Annotated in this window: 15 protein-coding genes, 1 pseudogene and 1 CRISPR repeat array (1 of these 17 only partly in view); all 16 genes and pseudogenes read right to left on the reverse strand. The window is 44.4% G+C overall.

Annotated features, from left to right (window positions below; all coding sequences use genetic code 11):
* A CRISPR array of direct repeats spans positions 1-2,399; the repeat unit is 37 nt; unit sequence GTTTCAGTATCCTCTGGGCGGATCGAATTATTGAAAT (it extends 3,952 nt beyond the left edge of the window).
* A gap of 294 nt (positions 2,400-2,693) precedes the next feature.
* The gene (gene cas4, locus LCH85_02045; GenBank protein MCA0350755.1) at positions 2,694-3,287 is read right to left on the reverse strand and encodes a CRISPR-associated protein Cas4; all 594 of its coding nucleotides are present in this window, start codon (positions 3,285-3,287) and stop codon (positions 2,694-2,696) included.
* A complete protein-coding gene (cas2, locus tag LCH85_02050; protein MCA0350756.1) occupies positions 3,274-3,588 on the reverse strand; it encodes a CRISPR-associated endonuclease Cas2 in 315 nt (104 codons plus the stop codon). Before cas2 ends, cas4 begins: the two co-directional genes overlap by 14 nt.
* A 3-nt stretch (positions 3,589-3,591) precedes the next feature.
* Positions 3,592-4,605: a CRISPR-associated endonuclease Cas1 gene (gene cas1, locus LCH85_02055; GenBank protein MCA0350757.1), complete on the reverse strand. Its 1,014-nt coding sequence runs from the start codon at positions 4,603-4,605 to the stop codon at positions 3,592-3,594.
* 18 nt (positions 4,606-4,623) lie between these two features.
* Positions 4,624-5,583 (reverse strand): CRISPR system precrRNA processing endoribonuclease RAMP protein Cas6, encoded by a 960-nt coding sequence (gene cas6, locus LCH85_02060; protein MCA0350758.1) that lies wholly within the window; start codon positions 5,581-5,583, stop codon positions 4,624-4,626.
* Positions 5,580-6,320 (reverse strand): hypothetical protein, encoded by a 741-nt coding sequence (locus tag LCH85_02065; protein MCA0350759.1) that lies wholly within the window; start codon positions 6,318-6,320, stop codon positions 5,580-5,582. The genes cas6 and LCH85_02065 overlap by 4 nt, the downstream gene beginning before the upstream one ends.
* A 16-nt stretch (positions 6,321-6,336) precedes the next feature.
* A complete protein-coding gene (locus LCH85_02070; GenBank protein ID MCA0350760.1) occupies positions 6,337-7,329 on the reverse strand; it encodes a DevR family CRISPR-associated autoregulator in 993 nt (330 codons plus the stop codon).
* Between the two features lie 29 nt (positions 7,330-7,358).
* On the reverse strand, positions 7,359-9,104 hold the full coding sequence (locus LCH85_02075; protein ID MCA0350761.1) for a hypothetical protein: 1,746 nt from the start codon (positions 9,102-9,104) through the stop codon (positions 7,359-7,361).
* A gap of 10 nt (positions 9,105-9,114) precedes the next feature.
* Positions 9,115-11,715: a CRISPR-associated helicase Cas3' gene (gene cas3, locus LCH85_02080; protein ID MCA0350762.1), complete on the reverse strand. Its 2,601-nt coding sequence runs from the start codon at positions 11,713-11,715 to the stop codon at positions 9,115-9,117.
* Positions 11,716-12,516, reverse strand: coding sequence for a WYL domain-containing protein (locus LCH85_02085; protein MCA0350763.1), 801 nt, complete (start codon positions 12,514-12,516; stop codon positions 11,716-11,718).
* Positions 12,517-12,603: 87 nt separating this feature from the next.
* Positions 12,604-12,777 (reverse strand): annotated as a pseudogene (locus LCH85_02090) (helix-turn-helix domain-containing protein).
* A gap of 61 nt (positions 12,778-12,838) precedes the next feature.
* Positions 12,839-13,057 (reverse strand): hypothetical protein, encoded by a 219-nt coding sequence (locus tag LCH85_02095; GenBank protein ID MCA0350764.1) that lies wholly within the window; start codon positions 13,055-13,057, stop codon positions 12,839-12,841.
* Between the two features lie 172 nt (positions 13,058-13,229).
* The gene (locus LCH85_02100) at positions 13,230-14,309 is read right to left on the reverse strand and encodes a glycoside hydrolase family 5 protein (protein ID MCA0350765.1); all 1,080 of its coding nucleotides are present in this window, start codon (positions 14,307-14,309) and stop codon (positions 13,230-13,232) included.
* A gap of 60 nt (positions 14,310-14,369) precedes the next feature.
* Positions 14,370-15,224 (reverse strand): ATP-binding cassette domain-containing protein, encoded by an 855-nt coding sequence (locus LCH85_02105; GenBank protein MCA0350766.1) that lies wholly within the window; start codon positions 15,222-15,224, stop codon positions 14,370-14,372.
* A complete protein-coding gene (locus tag LCH85_02110) occupies positions 15,199-16,242 on the reverse strand; it encodes an ABC transporter ATP-binding protein (GenBank protein MCA0350767.1) in 1,044 nt (347 codons plus the stop codon). The genes LCH85_02105 and LCH85_02110 overlap by 26 nt, the downstream gene beginning before the upstream one ends.
* Positions 16,242-17,135: an ABC transporter permease gene (locus LCH85_02115; protein ID MCA0350768.1), complete on the reverse strand. Its 894-nt coding sequence runs from the start codon at positions 17,133-17,135 to the stop codon at positions 16,242-16,244. The genes LCH85_02110 and LCH85_02115 overlap by 1 nt, the downstream gene beginning before the upstream one ends.
* Before the next feature lie 42 nt (positions 17,136-17,177).
* Positions 17,178-18,164 (reverse strand): ABC transporter permease, encoded by a 987-nt coding sequence (locus LCH85_02120; protein ID MCA0350769.1) that lies wholly within the window; start codon positions 18,162-18,164, stop codon positions 17,178-17,180.
* Positions 18,165-18,198 lie beyond the last annotated feature (34 nt).

Consider the following 18,198-nt stretch of genomic DNA (forward strand, 5'->3'; position numbering starts at 1 on the left):
TTGAAATCGCGCCGAAGCACGCTTAAGAGAGGCGATGCACCACGTTTCAGTATCCTCTGGGCGGATCGAATTATTGAAATCTCGCAAGTATGAGTATGTGGTGCATGAGGCGACATGTTTCAGTATCCTCTGGGCGGATCGAATTATTGAAATAGGTACTCTCTCGCTAAGCGTCTAAGCATGTACTAGTTTCAGTATCCTCTGGGCGGATCGAATTATTGAAATTCGCGTGCATCACCATAGCAACTTTGCGTTTCCGTTGGTTTCAGTATCCTCTGGGCGGATCGAATTATTGAAATAACCATTGCAGTACGTTTAAACCCTTCCCAAAGTTGGTTTCAGTATCCTCTGGGCGGATCGAATTATTGAAATCTGTATTAGATACTTATGCCGTGCTTAAAAGTTTTGGTTTCAGTATCCTCTGGGCGGATCGAATTATTGAAATTTACCTCGTAGATACTAGTAAAGTATTTACACTGCTGTTTCAGTATCCTCTGGGCGGATCGAATTATTGAAATTCCTCTAATATATGGTACGGTTCGATGCGTGCAATTGGTTTCAGTATCCTCTGGGCGGATCGAATTATTGAAATCGATTGCCACCGCAGGCCCAGCCCCCGCCGATCCGTAGTTTCAGTATCCTCTGGGCGGATCGAATTATTGAAATGGCTCCTAAACAGTATTATATCGAGCCGTTTGTAGGGGGTTTCAGTATCCTCTGGGCGGATCGAATTATTGAAATCTAAAGGCTTTAACACTGAGGTGAAACCAGACAAGGTTTCAGTATCCTCTGGGCGGATCGAATTATTGAAATCAATAAATACCTTATTGCTATGTGGAAAGCTTTGAGTTTCAGTATCCTCTGGGCGGATCGAATTATTGAAATTTAATGATCTTTTGGTAAAAGCTGGAGGCTTCAAGTTTCAGTATCCTCTGGGCGGATCGAATTATTGAAATATATACAGTTTTATTAGTCAAGAGTCAAAAAGGTACGTTTCAGTATCCTCTGGGCGGATCGAATTATTGAAATGCGCTGCGAGACGATCAAAAAGCGGCTCGTGTCCTTGTTTCAGTATCCTCTGGGCGGATCGAATTATTGAAATGCAATAAATACCTTATTGCTATGTGGAAAGCTTTGAGTTTCAGTATCCTCTGGGCGGATCGAATTATTGAAATTACCAGTTACGACCATTATGCCCGTGTACATCATACGTTTCAGTATCCTCTGGGCGGATCGAATTATTGAAATATAGGTTTGTTTTTGATCGGGAGGCTAAAGTTAATGTTTCAGTATCCTCTGGGCGGATCGAATTATTGAAATCGCTCGGATACTTCCGTAGCACTGCCATCTTTATTAGTTTCAGTATCCTCTGGGCGGATCGAATTATTGAAATTATAATTGCAGCGAAGGAACAACCCTCGAAACCGGAGTTTCAGTATCCTCTGGGCGGATCGAATTATTGAAATCCTACCTACTCATACCTTGATAAAAACAATTTCAAGTTTCAGTATCCTCTGGGCGGATCGAATTATTGAAATGAACAACCTAAACCAAAAGCAAAAAGAACTAAGAAGTTTCAGTATCCTCTGGGCGGATCGAATTATTGAAATGTCTCAAGCAACTATCGCTCTAGATGCTGACATGTTTCAGTATCCTCTGGGCGGATCGAATTATTGAAATCAGAGGCAATAGACATATATGTAAGGATTGTTGGGTTTCAGTATCCTCTGGGCGGATCGAATTATTGAAATCTTATTAGATAAGGTTATCGGCTCGTTTATTTTGTTTCAGTATCCTCTGGGCGGATCGAATTATTGAAATTCGATTAGCCATATGTTTATACTCCTTAGTTTAAAAGAGTTTCAGTATCCTCTGGGCGGATCGAATTATTGAAATCGGATCTTCTAAGTATTTGGCTTTACGTCCGTTTGTTTCAGTATCCTCTGGGCGGATCGAATTATTGAAATAGAAAGCAGGCCTAGTAGCAGAGCAGTTTAAGGAGTGTTTCAGTATCCTCTGGGCGGATCGAATTATTGAAATGTGAGTTCAGTATCTTAAGTGGTGTAAATCCCCTAGTTTCAGTATCCTCTGGGCGGATCGAATTATTGAAATATCCCCAACAAATGCCGCCGTGTGCGTTCACGTTGGTTTCAGTATCCTCTGGGCGGATCGAATTATTGAAATAGCTCTTTGCCGTATTCCATGGCGACCTCGCAGTGTTTCAGTATCCTCTGGGCGGATCGAATTATTGAAATTCGCCGCTGATCAAATTGACCGATGTTTCAGCCAGTTTCAGTATCCTCTGGGCGGATCGAATTATTGAAATGAAAGATGATCCAATCACCACCCACAATCAGCGGATGTTTCAGTATCCTCTGGGCGGATCGAATTATTGAAATCGCCGATTTGGGATGGATTTGATGCTATTTGGATGTTGCGCATGCGGCCTTTCGCGAAGCAGCAGCGTTTGTAGCGAATCAGTTTTAGCATCATCATAAGTCATATCATACTCGATCCCCGCACAATTTCGCAACTCTATTTTTGTCCTAAAATGGGGGAGAGTTGCGAAACGAAGCTAGGGCTTTGGAATGGGCTAAATCGGTTATTCAGCATGATTAGTAATCTAAAATCGAATCAACATTAGCCCACGATCAATCGAGTTGCGAATTCAGGCTGGCTATGGCTAAAAAAAACTAAAGCACATCATTACAAAAGCGCCGAAATTCGCAATTGACACAAATTGCTTGTTGTTTAGGTGGCTCCGGCATAGTTTCATGGGCAATCATCTGGTGAATTTGCTCGATGCTGCGTTGAACATCGTTAAGCTGGCGTTGACCCAACGGAATTTCAATCGCTTTACGCAACGGGAGCAAATAGCTAAATGCACGGCGAACCGGTTTTTGCCATTGCTCCATCACTAATAACGCATACGCCGCTAATTGGGCTTTGACATGGCTGCCTGGCATGCGCTCCGAAAGTTTATATTCAATCGGAATACACTCGGTTTCAGTCATAATAATTAAATCGAGCATCCCAACTAATCGATAGCGCTCTGAGCGAAGCAAAATATCAAAATGACGCTCGCCAGTTGTCAGCCCATAAGAGCGCAACGATCGCCGTTCTTCGCGACCAATTTCTTCGCGATGGCGCTCGATTCCAAGTTCCATTTTGCCAGTTATTGGTCGAACCCGCGGTAAACAGTAACGATAAAAAACGACTCTCGGGCAAATTCGTGCCTGTTTGATGTCGGTAACTTCGAGAAAATAGTTGGGTTCATTGGTCGCCATCATCACTCCTTTCGCCCCAGCCATCGTCATCATCGGCTAAGATTGGGGCTGATTTGGGCTTGCCTGATGAACTGCGATGCTCAGCCCAATCTTTGGCACAAATCGGAATCATTTCAATTGAATGTTCTTGATTGAGCACCAATTTGCTGATTTTGAGCCACAATTCTTCGCTCAGCGTGCGTGGAATATCGCCCATAAACGCACTATATTGAATCCGTTTTAGCGCATAATCAAGGCATAAATCGGCAACTTTACTACGAATGCGATCATCCACAATATCGTAAATCAGGAGTGTGCGCATAGACTACCACGAGGCAATAAATGGTGTGTAGGTTTCGCGATCGCCGCGCACAAATGTTGCGAGATGGCGAGCTTGGGATTGCATAATTACCCGCAAACTCACCCGTTTGGCCTCGTATGGCTCGCTTGCTTCCAACCTTTTAAATAAGCGTTCGCGAATCATCTCGCGCGTATGGTCGCTTAATCGGCCAGTTTCATCTTGCTCGATCGTCATTTTGCGATTCACCAAACCCAAAATCGTGCGATCAACCACGGTTTGACGAAATTCTTCAATTAAATCAAGGACTAATGATGGTTTACCAGGCCGATCAGTGTGCATAAAACCACCATATGGATCAAGCCCAGCCAGAACGAGACAACGCTCGATTTGGCTATACAAAATGCCATAGCCATAATTCAAGGCACTATTGAGCGGATCACGTGCTCCTTGGGTTTCACGCCCAGGCCAATCTAAATCACAGAGCAATAATTCACGCACGCCAAACCAATAACGAGCTGCGCCGCGACCTTCGATACTCAACAGTGAAGGCCGAATTTGCTCAAGCTGCTGCGGCATAACCCGCTCAGCTTCAATAATATGATCACGCATTTCGGCGATAATTGGCTGAACCCGTTGAAAACAAGCAGGATCAGCCGTTTTGCGATATTTGGCCATCATTCGAAGTAAATTATGCTGATTTTCTAATTTGCCACAGACAAATGCGCGAGCTAGCCATGCACCGCGCTCATTTTCAAAAGCCTGCAATTGGGCACGTCGTGTTTGCACCGTACCCGTTAATCCGGCGCTATAGAGCGAAGCATAGGCAGTACCTGTGCTACTCAAAAAATGAATGGGAATGCCATGCTCGGCGCAAGCTCGCACTGCATCGGATGAAATTCCAACGCCATACGATTCGATAATAACGTGATCAAGAATTAATAATGGAACTTCAGCCAAACGCTCTTTTTCACGCATGACCCGCAAACGACCTTGATGTTTTTGAATAAATGTGCCCCGTTCATGGACAATTAATTCCATCATATGCTCCAAGTTTGGTTATGAAATTCGATAAACCCCATTGCCTTTGGTGGTATCTTTGCCAACTTGAATCACGCTGCCCCAGACCAATAGTGGCAACAGTGGCCCTAAATCGCCCGCATAATGGGCAGTACCAACCAAGCCCCCAATTGGAGTTTTACGCCGTTGCCGCGATGAATAACTATCAAGATCAACCCAATGCGTATCGTTTTGCACAAGTTTGATAGTGGCAGCGGCGTTAAGTAAGGCCAAGCGTTGCTCATAGGCAAATGGTTCGCCACCATGTTCGCGAGCTAATCCATCATGGCGCTCGGTTAAACGTTGCACAATTGGGCGAAGCTGTGGCACTTTGAGCAAAATTTTCTGCTCAATAATCCGCAGCGGAGTCATAAAATGCAACGTCAGCAGATCGTGTGGTAATGATTGAGCAATGTGTTCAGCATCAGCCCAAGTCATCGGCAAGTTCGGCACTTGAATCCGTTGGCTACCAGCAGTTTGAATCGGCTGAATGTGATCATGGAGTAATTGCACCGCATCAACTTGCTCGACCACAAACCGCCCGCGCTCCCAATCATTTTCAGCAACCCGTTTGCCCACCCCATTTTGGCCCATCATATGTAAAGCCATCGCCACATACGGAAATAAATTGGTTGATTGGCCAATCAAGGTCAAGCCCCACGAAAACTGCTCATTTGGCTGAAACGAACCAGCATGATGAATTGGCGGACGGATAGCGAATGGTCGGGGTATATCATTGCCGCGCGGCGAAGCATCGCGATGTGGAGCCATTAAACTGCTGACGGGGCAAGCCTGCAATAATGGGCATTCCACACAGGTTTTGGCGGCATGGTTGGTGCAAAAACGCTCCCAGAGCGCAGTGAAAAACGCCCCGCGCAGGGCCGCCCCAGTGTGCACATGCAACTGGAGCGGCGCAGTGGCCTTGGCTTGAACGCGAATATGGTGAACAGCAAGAGTCATGTCAGCTCCTCAACAATCCGTGTGTATAACGTATAGCGATAACTAGAACGGGTTAATGCATATGGTAGAACAACCGGGCGTAAAATACGCTCATCGCTACTAATTTTGATGGATTTATCAGAATAAATATTAATGTGCTCCCAAGAGAGTTTCACTCCACAATCATCGAGTAATTGAAGCGTACCTTGAGTTAAGATACTAGTTTGGGTACTTGTTAAATTTGTCCAAGCATGGTTTAATTCCTCAATCCATACAATTTGGCTTTGACGTTGCCAAAATCCACCACGCTTACCAAAATATGAAATATGTTTAAAAGCTGCTGAAATTATCTCATCATATTGATTATCAAGTATTTTGATAGCAACACCAAGCTTATTTTCAAATTGCACAAACTCACGAAACGCTATTGTAGGATTAAATGGGTACAAACCGTCATTTAAAACCTGATTGAATTCATCAATATTTTTTTGATTAAACCGTGTTGGCCGTTGGATTTTAATAAAGGTTTTATTAACAATCACAACCTCAGGCAAATCTAAGGCAATCTCTGCATCACGGATCGTTGGCCATACTTGACTACCAAGTTCAAGCCCAAAAAGCTGGATCGCATTACTGACCAAGGCCATTTTGATCGCAAATGGCGTTGGCACAAGCAGACTCTGAGCGCCCGACGCTGTAGCCAGCGCCGGACGCAAACTAAATAAACTTGTCGGCAAAAATGAAGCGGTCATCCACATACGTTATACTCCTCGTTTAACGTCCAGTTTGCAATCCAAATTGAAGTGGTCCACTATTAGTAATTAAGTTGGCAAGGATTGTGCTTAAACTGGCAAAGTCGTGAAATTCTTCCACCACGACAGACTCAACTGCTTCACCAGCATTCAACGCAGCCTTTACTTGGGTACTTTGGTTGATAAATTGAGGATTAATGGCACTGAATGTTGGGGCAGGAATGGTACTTGTGCTATAACTAACTACCCCACGAATATCAACAAGGTGCGGCAATTGAGCACTACGCATTGCTCCTGCTGGGCGAATTAAGGTATATAGCACACTTTTAAGTAAAGCCTGATAGCGTGCAAGTCGTTCTGATTCATTTAAAACATAGCGTTGACTTAGATCGTTATAACCAATCCGTCCCAATTCTAAATTACAAACAAGCGCATATACACCGCTACTCGCAGGCCGATGGAAAATAGCCTGACCTTGGTTGCCAGACCGATCATCACCTTCTTGGCCTGGTTTTTCGGGATTATATTTGACATGGAAATATTGTCCAGTACGCGTACTTTCAGGCCTCCCAACAACCCAACCAAATTCCACGACGCTCTTGCGTGGAACAGATTGTTTACCTTCGGTAATCAAAATACCTTCAAGATCATCAATCATACATGCCTGGATGAGATAATCTAAGACTTGGGCAGGGCTAGGTTTTTTCTTATTGATAAATTCGATAAATGCAGGATCTCCCGAGATTCGATTAGCATTAAACCGTTTACAGGCATTACATAATTGGAGTGATTCATTTGACTGGGCAATACGAAATAAATGTTCGGCCTGAATATGCTTAAACATATCACCAGAAATTGCATTAACGCTCTCAATCCGTGGGTTATTATCTTGATCGCGCACAACAACATCAACCATACGAGTTTGAATTTGATTACCCTCACCACCTTCATTATTAAGTGAGTGCATATCAATAATTGCTTCAGCGGAAATTGATAATGATCCAAGTGTTTTCATGGTAATTAGCTCCTATATTGATAATAATTTTATACTTCTTCCGTTTTTGAATCTATTTCATTCGATTTACGTTCCTTGCGGGCACTACCATAAGCTACAAGCATCCGAGCAATAACTGAGGGCTTATAGCCATTGTCAAGCAAGGTAATAATATCATCAAGGTCGTCTTGGGCAACGCGTGAACGCTTATCAACTCCTTTCGATGTTTCAAATTTTTGAGCGCTTTCAGTATTATATTTAGCAATAAAATCAGTCAATGCTGCAATAAAATCATCGATATGATTAGATCGGCGAATAATTTCTTGCGTTAGTCCATAGCGAATTTCGAATGGAACTCTTTCTCCTTTCGCTTTTTTATATTGAAGATTTACCGTGCAATTTCGAATTGCATTCGCAATCCGCTGAAACCCTTCTGACTCAATAATTGAAGTAAGTGGTTTTTGCATTGAAAAGACCTCCGTAAGGGTGTGAACAGAGAAACGTTGTGGATATTCACCACGTTCGATTTTTTGGCCAACATATGGTGCATATAAAGCGCAAAAATCTAAAAGTGGCTCAACTGTACGGCTTGAAAGAAAATCACGATAGCGAGCTAATAGGGTATATTCTTCACTACGTTCACCTCCATCATAGGCACGAATACTCTGAACAACTGCAAGATGTTCCTTGATCACTAGCTCAATTTCATGAGCCTGCTCCAAGGATTCAATTGCTGGAACCCATTCAGGAATATTAAGAGCTGCAATGTTCATTACGGCAAAAGCGCTGCCCATATCTTTATAGAATGTTACCTCACAACCATGAATTAGGTCGCTTGGTCGTTTATATTTGCGTTTCGATTGCATTTGAGTATTACTCAAAGCATTCCGCTGATTATTTACTAGAACTTGAAGCAATCGCAAAAGATTTTGAACATCCATTTTAACAGGGCTATTACTCCAAGCAACTTCACGAAATAGATGGACAATTCTGCTTAATTCACGAAAATAGATTGCTTGTGGTTTAATAATATAGGTTTTGCGATCTTTACTATCGCGAATTACTTGAGGATGTGCCAGACGAAAGAATCCAATAAATTTAATCCATTCTAAAATCCACCATTCTTCCATATTTCCAATATCAAGCATATTGGATTTAGGTCGATTAGCACCTTTCCCAGCTGTTGGATTCGTTACTTGAAGCATAGTCATTGTTTGATCAAGCTTATATTGTTTGGCAAAAACCTGCCATTGTTTAAATACATCCATATATGGGTTAGGTGTAACACTAAATAGTTTCATGAGCAATTCTAAAATATAATTTTTTTGTTGAATTGCTAGATTTTTCCAGTTAATAACAGGGGGATTAAAAGAAACTGCTACCTTCATCTGATTAATAATCAAATAAAGCGGTAATGCAGAGGCAGGTTTTTGATCTGCAATAGCAATTAAGCCAGGTTCTTGATTAAGAATTGCATCAGAATTTCGCAATTTTGGCGGCAATTCATTTAATAATTTACGATAGACATCTCGTTGTGATTTTTGTTGCTCATAAGGAAAACCATCAATAATTGGTTGCTTATCAGTACTAATCGGTTGGATTAAGTTAAGATTCTCGGTATTATCAGCCAGCATCACTGGATCAAATCGTGATCTGAGTTGATAATACGAACCTCGATCATGAATTTCGACATCCTCATTACTAAGGGCATCAAGAATTTCAGCAAAGCCGACTGCTAATAAGGTATCAGCAGACGTTCCCGAGCGTTTATCAATATAGAAGTCATATAACGGCATACACTACTCCTTAATACGTATGTGCATAAAAGAATGAACGCCAATCGCAAAGTCGTAATACTCGCACGATGAGAAAATAACAAAAGGCTTCATGTAAATTTGCTTGCAACTTCGTATCATCAGCAATTGAAGTCATCTTTTGGCTCGTTAAGCTACCAGCAAATGGAATTTGTTCGACCAATAAATCAAGCTCAAATTGCCAATCTTGCCCTTGCGAGACCAACGCTAATACATCGTTGAGTGTCGTTTGTGCCTCTTCGATCAAACGAATAGCTTGATATTCTCGCGAAAACGAGGAATGATGCCGCGCTATTGCGGCAATCGTTGCCCGCGCAAGTTTAGCAATTTGAGGATCTTCATCTTCATAAAATCCTAGGCTGGATTCAATTAATTCATGGGCTAAGAAAGCACTTTCACAGGCATGATGTGGAGGTTTAGCAATAAGCTTGCGTAATGGTCGATGCTCTTTTTCACTATTTGTATGAGCAAAAGGATATTTCTGTGGAGCATATGTTTCATGCTTTTTAGGATATGTTTTAATCAATAGATTTTGCCAGTTCTTAGCAAAATCCTGCCAACCCTCGCCTAATTTACCAAGATCATGGCAAGCAATCGCTAAACGAATAGCTCGGTCAATCAAACCTTTTGGTAAACGCATTATTTGCTCTAGTCTTTTAGCCGAATAATCAATCTCCTCGATTAAACGAGATTGATATGCGCGATAGAGACCACTGATATGCTCAAAATAACTTTCTTGTTGGTATTCAATGGTATTAAATTGTTTCCGCCGAGAAACCCGTATATCACTCTGGAAAGTACTATTCCAGTCTATTTCTAGCTGTGGAAAAGAGCCATCGCGAAAGATAATTCCAAGTTCGGAATTATATTGGACATAGCGGCGTGGGAAAGCAAGAACTAAGCTAGCAACAATTTCGGCTGAGTTATTAATAGGTTGCCAAGTATAGGTTGGCTCAATTCGCTCATCTTCGCTGGATTGCTCAACATTCAGTAATTTAGCACTATAGGCAATCACATGTTGATCATCATTTTCAAGCCAATCTGTTGTTTGCGGTAAGCTTTGGGCGGTAAGCTGTAACCTTTTCCATATTCCTAAGAGACTGCTTGGTCGTAATCCAAAGGTTTGATATTCCCAAGGCTTCGTCGTAATTGCACTATTTGGGTCATCGTGAATAACAAAATTAACTTGGGCTACGTTACGAATTAACGTTGATGCAATTCCTCGTTCTGCACTAGCCCAACCTGAAGCAATCGATTTATCGATAGTGTCACAATTTTGAGCATATGATTCCAATAATTTAAGATCATTTTCGGTATGAACGGCATCAATCAATGCTTGTTCTTGTAAAAACCCGACATGCTGTTGATGATACGGTTGACATGCCTGTAAGGTATTGAGACATTCCTCGCGTTCATACGGTAGATAAGCACCTGCTTGCTCACTATCGGCAACCGGATAAATATGAACAAATCCAGTTTGCCCCGCAAATCGAGCACAACGCCCTGCTCGCTGAATCAAACTATTAGCTGGTGCAATCTCGCTATGAAGGTGAGGTATCGAAATATCAACCCCAACTTCAATAACTTGGGTTGTAACAATAATCAAATTTTGCTGGGATGCCAAGCCGCTCGACCAAGCATCTTTGCCAGCCTTTGCAGCAATATATTGCTGCTTAAAAGCTCGATCTGGATCAGTGAATCGGCTATGAAGCAATACTATTTCGATTGTGCCTTGGGTATGTTCCTGCAACTCTAAATAGATTTGTTGCGAACGTTTGACCGTATTACAAATTACGATTGAGATAGTCTCATGACAGGCTAAGACGCTTTTAGCCGTCAATGGTTGTTCTTGCAGATCGTAGATGCGCTGACGCTGAGCATTTAGTTGATCCAACTCATTAGATTCAGCTTCTGGATCGACTTCTGGAAGCACACTCACCACTGAAGCGTTCAATATTTGTGCCAACTCTTGTATCAACTTACTGGAAAATGTTGCGGTCATTAATGTGAATGGGCTAAGCTGTATTTGGCGCTGGTGGAGCAGCTGTAACATGCGTAGTGTAGTTGTGCGTGCCCCAAAACTATTGCGATTTTCCTGATCAATTGGATAGAGATGAAACTCATCTAGCACTAAGTAACTGCTAATTACAGCCGCCGGATTGATATTCGCGTTTTTGCTGCCAATACCATAGGGAATACCTAAAAAGCTGGCAAGCAATTGGTCGATAGTACAAAATGTAAGTGCCGATTCAAAATGAGGGTCATTAGGCTGATCACCGGTTTGTTTGGCAATTGGCTCACGTTGAAATTCGGCAAATTGCTGACGCAGTTTTTGAGCATAATTGCGATCAATTCGTTGGGCCAAATCGGCATACTCAACAAAAAATTGTTCGGTTAACACGCGGGTTGGGACAGTGTAAATACAACGCAGCGGAAAATCTACCGCTAATTGGCCTGCCAGTTTTTGCACATAAGCCGCCAAAGCTGCCCGAGTTTTCCCAGCACCAGTTGGAGCTTGTAAAATGACATTTTGTTGTTGAGTTAAGCGATTGAAGACACGCTGTTGAAATTGGCGTAAATAGCTTTGCATCATTTATTCTCCAAATAATGTGCGGAGAACATCATCATTCGGCATGGCACTTGGACGATTGCCCGATAATTTATAGAGTGTTCGTGCTCGTTCTAGATTGGTAATAATTGCTTGGCGTAATTCACTTGGTTCAAGGACTTCACAATCCGCCCCCCAACCTCGAATCCAAGGGACAATCGGAGTCCAATCATCAATCATAGCTTGCCAAATAAGATTGCCATAATCATCTTCTTGAATTGTTTGTGAAGGGTGCCAACGAGTTTCATAAACACGTTGACGAACCGACTGCTGGAATTTTATAACAATCTTAATTGGCTGATCATCTTGGGAAAACCAAATACCCCAAGCCCCCTCAAATAATTGAATTGGATCAAAGGTTGGATGAATTTCAAAAAGCTCATCTTCAACGACTGGAATCGAAATAATACGTTCAATTTTTCGAGCCCGCAACGCTTGGGCTTGCTCGGAAAATCCCACCACATAGGTTGAGCCACCAAGGGCAATCGGCTCAATCATATAAGGATGAAATACTTCATTAAAAGCTTGCGATCCGCGTAGTGGTTGATAACGCCAACTTATTTTGTGCCCTGATAGCCAAGCCTCACCAATTTTTTCTAATGCCCGTTGGGGACTGCTTTTGGCTATTGTTAATTCGGCTCGTTGGTGTGCGGTTTGTTGCAGAATATGCTCACCTGCAAGTTTAGCAACTCCTCGACTCAGCGTAAGTCCCAGCTTATGCATCACCTCAAGTCCATGCAAGTTCGATTGTTGAAGGTGTTGTTGCATCAAACGTAGGGCAATCATGGTAATTAGGCTTTCATCACGCGATAGCCGCAGATAGGTCAAATAACTATTATGATCAATATAGATTTGGCGATCATCAGTTTGGCAAATTGGAACCCCATCAAGGTCTAATTCCCTTAACCATCGTCGAATGGTAGCCCGATCACAATTAAATATTGCCGCTAATTCTGATTGGCGTATGGGAGTCCGACGCTCAAGCAGGAATCGCTCTAGCTTACGAACTCCCTCGATCTTGGTATAATCATGGATTTTCTTGGGCATTTGTTTGATCTCCTGATACGACGGCTATAGCTTAGCATGGGCATGGAGAAAAAACAGTAATTTAATGAGGAGCAATTTTAAAAATTGCTAAACGATTGCGTTCATCCTGCCAAAGATAGATCCCATGATCTTCAAGGCGTTGTAAATCTTCCATAACCATTTTTGCTGGATAGTTGAGTATGCGGGCAATATCGGCTTGTGTTAGGCCATTGGGTGATTGCTTGAGTAGCGTGATAATCGCCGTTTCGCGGGTTTTAGAATCGGGGTAGCGTCGAAACATTGGTTGTTACTCCTGAAATCATGATTATTTATCGATGACTTCAGGATATCGATGTAATGTTGCAAAACCTGCAACATTACATTACCCAAAAAGTTTTATCTATTTAATATATCCAAAGGGGAATTAAATAATAACGCCGCAGCTTTGGGGGTTAGCTGCGGCGTTGATACAGTTATTGATTCAAACCGAGGGCTTCGACCGTCAGCGCATCAATTTCACGCTGACCAGTCAGTTGGTTGACCACGCTAAATCCACCTGCATAATCCCACATCGTCCAGCCAATGTTAAATTCTTCAAGCACGCTGCGTAGATCATGCAACCACGCCGCTCGATCTTCGGGCTTGCTTTTGAAGCGATAAACCCCAAATTCGTTGCAGGTCAAACGTACCTGATGCTGTTCGGCCCAAGTCGCCGCTTGGCCAACCCACTCGCGCAGCGTATCAATGTTCCAGCGCTCGTTACCATAGTTAATTGCAGCATCACGCGCAACGTCGTCATCAATCGTCGCCACAATCGGGGCTAAAACTTCGGGACTCGATGGATAGGGCAAATATTCGAGATACGGCCAGTAGGGTGCGCCCCAAGTTGCCGCCTGATGGGTAAAGGTATGCGGATCATAACAGTGGAAATTGTAGATAATATTCGGATCAGCCAATGGCTCAAGCTCTAACAACTCGGCAATGCTCGACCATTTATGACCAGTTGCAATCAGGGTGTGGTTGGGTGCGCCAGCCCGCATCGCCGCCAACAATTCGGCTTGCACAAAGGCCCATTGCTGAGCATCGGTTACAACTGGCTCGTTTAACACTTCTAAAAAGAGCATTTCTGGATCACGCTGGGCCAAGTGAGTAGCTAAACTTTGCCAAAAGCTAGCAAAGGTTTTGACTAAGCTTGGCGAGCTAAATAAACGTTGCTTAAAATCATCCTCAGGGTGTAAATCGACAATTACCGCCAAATCATGAGCCAACATCAAATCGATCACCCGATCAACTTCGGCCAAATAGCTGGGATTCAATTCGGTTGGATTGCTCTCATTCAAGAGTACAACGGGGTTAAGCGTGAAGCGCAGATGACTACAACCAAGTTTGGCCAGCAGCGCAATATCGACCTCGGTATTGTACGTGCGCAAATGCTCCAAACTATATTGGTTGGTATAATCTTGGGCAAACCAATGGCTTAAATTGATGCCACGGGCTAACTTGGCAAACCGTGCATCACTAATCGCCGTTTTTGGGTTCGACAACGTTGTCATGATTATTCCTCACACAAAAACACGAAGCAACTAAGGCTTCGTGTTTGCTCAATTAATCAATTAGGCTCCTGCTGCATCTTCGTTCAGGCGCGGGCGTTTGAAACGCAAGCTATCGGAACGGGGAATTTTCGGCACACTATCGATCAAATTACGGGTATATTCCTGCTTGGGCGCACGGAAAATTTCCTCAACCGTATCATATTCGACGACTTTGCCATGGTACATCACAGCAATTTGGTCGCTCATATGCTCGACAACCGCCAAATTATGCGAAATAAACAAATAGGCTAGACCCAGTTGTTTTTGCAAATCTTGCAGCAAGCGCAAAATCTGCGCCTGAATCGACACATCAAGCGCACTCACGGCTTCATCACAAATCAACAATTTAGGGTTCAAGGCCAAGGCGCGGGCAATGCCAATCCGCTGTTGCTGACCGCCCGAAAATTCAAATGGAAAAGCATTGGCAGCACCAACATCAAGCCCGACCAACTCCAATAATTCATGGACGCGCTTGGTGCGTTCGCGGGCCGTGCCAACATTGTGAATCAACATTGGATCTTCAATGGCACTATGCACGGTCATCATCGGGTTGAGGCTCGCCAGCGGATCTTGGAAAATCATCTGAATATCGCGGCGTTTGAGTCGTAAAGCTTTGTTGGACAACCCGGTAAAATCAATGCCATCGAAGAAAATTCGGCCTTTTTCGGGGTCGTACAAGCGAATGATACAGCGCGAAAGTGTCGATTTGCCCGACCCCGATTCACCGACAATCCCCAAGGTTTCGCCAGCATTGAGCGTAACCGAAACATCTTCGACAGCGGCAAAGCGGCTTTTATCGCGCATAAAATATTTGGAAACGCCCTCGACTTTGAGCAAGGGCTGGCCTGAATTAGGCGTGGATTGATTGAGCGACATTGAGCATCACCTCCGCTGCTGCATCATCACCTTGTTGGGCAGCCTTGACCACGGTATCAGCGTGGAAACAAGCCACCAGGTGATTGGGTTCGACCGTAGTTAATTCGGGCTTGCGTTCTTGGCAAACGCTGCTTTTGAAACGGCAGCGTGGCGCAAATGGGCAAGCTTTATGCACTTTTAAGGCACTTGGCGGGTTACCAGGAATCGGCTGGATGGCAGTTTTGCCGTGGCCAATTTCCATGGTGCTGTTGAGCAAACCCAAAGCATAGGGATGCGCTGTGTGCTCAACCAAACGATCAACACTGGTCATTTCGACAATTTCGCCAGCATACATCACCGCCAAATTATCGCAATAGTTGGTGGCCACGCCCAAATCGTGGGTAATAATAATCATGGCCATGCCCGTTTCGTCCTGCAACGATTCGAGTAGATCAAGCACTTGAGCTTGCACCGTTACGTCAAGTGCGGTGGTTGGCTCATCGGCAATCAGCAATTTGGGTTTGAGCGCCAGCGCCAGTGCAATCATCACCCGTTGGCGCATGCCACCAGAAAATTGATAGGGATAATCGTTGAGCCGCTTGGCAGGCTGGGGAATCCCAACCCGATCAAGCAACTCAATCGCCCGTTCTTTGGCTTCGGCTGCCGAGTAAATTTTGCGCATGCGCATACTTTCGGTAATCTGCGCCCCAATTTTCATAATTGGGTTGAGGCTGGTCATGGGGTCTTGAAAGATCACCGCAATATCACGACCGCGCACATCTTGCAGCTCACGCGGAGCCATTTTGACCAAATCAACCCCGTTGAAGACTGCCGAGCCACCGACTACGCGGCCAGTCCGGCCAATCAAACCAAGCAACGAAAGCATCGTCACCGATTTGCCCGAGCCAGATTCACCGACGATCCCGAGGCTTTGGCCTGCTTCAAGCGTAAAATTAACCCCGTTGACTGCATGCACCACGCCACCAGGCCGCTTGAACTCGACTTTGAGATCCTTGACTTCCAATAATGGCGCACCCATTAGCGTTCCCCTTTCGTGTTGAAGATTTCTTGCAAGCCATCGCCAAACCAAGTAAAGGCTAATAGCGTGATGCTAAACAAAAGGGTTGGCCAAACGGCTAAGTGCGGGAAGCCGCGCATTTTGCTAATCCCCAAGTTAATCAAGTTGCCCCACGATGGCTCTGGTGGTCGAATCCCAACCCCAATTACCGAAAGCCCAGCCTCGGCAACCATGGCATAGGGAATCCCAAAGCTCAGCGCCACCGCGATTGGGCCAAGAATGTTGGGCAACACATATTTGGTAATAATGTGCCATTCGCTTGCCCCCAGCGTGCGGGCAGCTTGCACATATTCCTGATTTTTCAACGAAAGCACTTGGCCGCGAATCAACCGCGCATAGCCCGCCCAGTTGGTAATCGCCAAAGCAATCACAATCGTGGTTACTTTTTGGCCGAGCGTCGTTGCCAAAATAATCGCTAACAAGGTCGAAGGAAACGAATTGAAAATCTCAACTAAGCGCATCAAAAAGGTGTCGGTTAAGCCACCGCGCATCCCTGAGACCGAGCCAATTGCTGCTCCGATAATTAAGGATAGAATCGATGTACCCAAACCAACGATTGCCGCAGTTCGCACCGCATAAATAATTCGACTCAACTGATCACGGCCAACATCATCAGTTCCAAACCAATGGGCGCTGGAAGGCTTTTGCCATGTTTCGGCCAAATTCTGATCGTTATAGTGATACGGTGCAATCACAGGGGCAAAGATGGCTAGGATGACAAAGATGATGACCAAAACTAAGCCAACCAAGGCCATTGCATTACGGCGATAGCGCCGCCAAAACACCTTGAGCAGCGATTCCGCCACCGGAAGCTCCTCTTGGGCTGTAGGTTGTGAAAGCTGATTAACTGCCATGATACAAGCTCTCCTTTGAGACTAGAGCGTGGAACAACCAAATTAGGCTTCGAGCTTAATCCGCGGATCAAGGATGCTATAGAGGATGTCGGCTAATAAGTTGGCCAACATAACCCCAAGGGCCAAAATAACCGTGCTGGTGATTACCAAGGGGTAATCGCGTGCGCCCAGCGCGGTGGCAAACAATTGGCCAATCCCTGGAATCCGAAAAATATTTTCAATCCAGACTGAGCCGACCAAGGCATAGGCAATTTGCGGCGCAGTGGTTGTTACCACAGGAATCAAGGAGTTACGAAGGGCATGGCGCATAATCACCAAGCGTTCGGAGATGCCTTTTGAGCGAGCAGTACGAATAAATTCTTGGCTCATGGTTTCGGCAACTTGGTTGCGAGTAAAGCGGGCAATCCCAGCAATTGGCCCTAGTGCCAAGGTTAGCACTGGCAAAATTAATTGCTTGAAGGTTGGCACGGGTGTGGCCCAACCACCATTTGGCAGTACATTCCAAACTTGCCCAGCAAAAATCAGAATCAGCACAATTGCCAAAACATATACGGGCACAACTTGGCCGATCATCGAAAAGCCGGTCACGATATAGTCAATCCAAGTATTGCGGCGAAAACCAGCAATTACCCCGAGCGGAATACCTACAATCAAGGCGAGGCCAATCCCGAGGAAGACGATTAACAAGGTTCGCGGCAAACGTTCGCGTACCATATCTTGAATTAAGATGCTTGGGCTTTGAAACGAGGGGCCAAAATCGAAGGTAACCGCATTTTTGGTGTAGGTCCAAATTTGCATATACAGTGGTTTATCGAGGCCATAGCGTTCATCGAAGAGCGCCTTTTGAATTTTGAAGGTCTCGCTGTTGCTATTTGCCAGCGTGGTCATTGCGGCCACCGCTCGCTGGACATCCATAAAATTGCCTGGAGCTTTGGCAAGCAGCGTATAGGAGATGGCAATAATCACCACCAGCGAAACTGCCATCATCGCCAAGCGTTTGATTAAGAAGAAGATAAAATTGACGCGCATAACGACCCTACCATTACTAAATGACAAGTATCAA

Source organism: Chloroflexota bacterium (assembly GCA_020161265.1).
GTDB lineage: Bacteria > Chloroflexota > Chloroflexia > Chloroflexales > Herpetosiphonaceae > Herpetosiphon.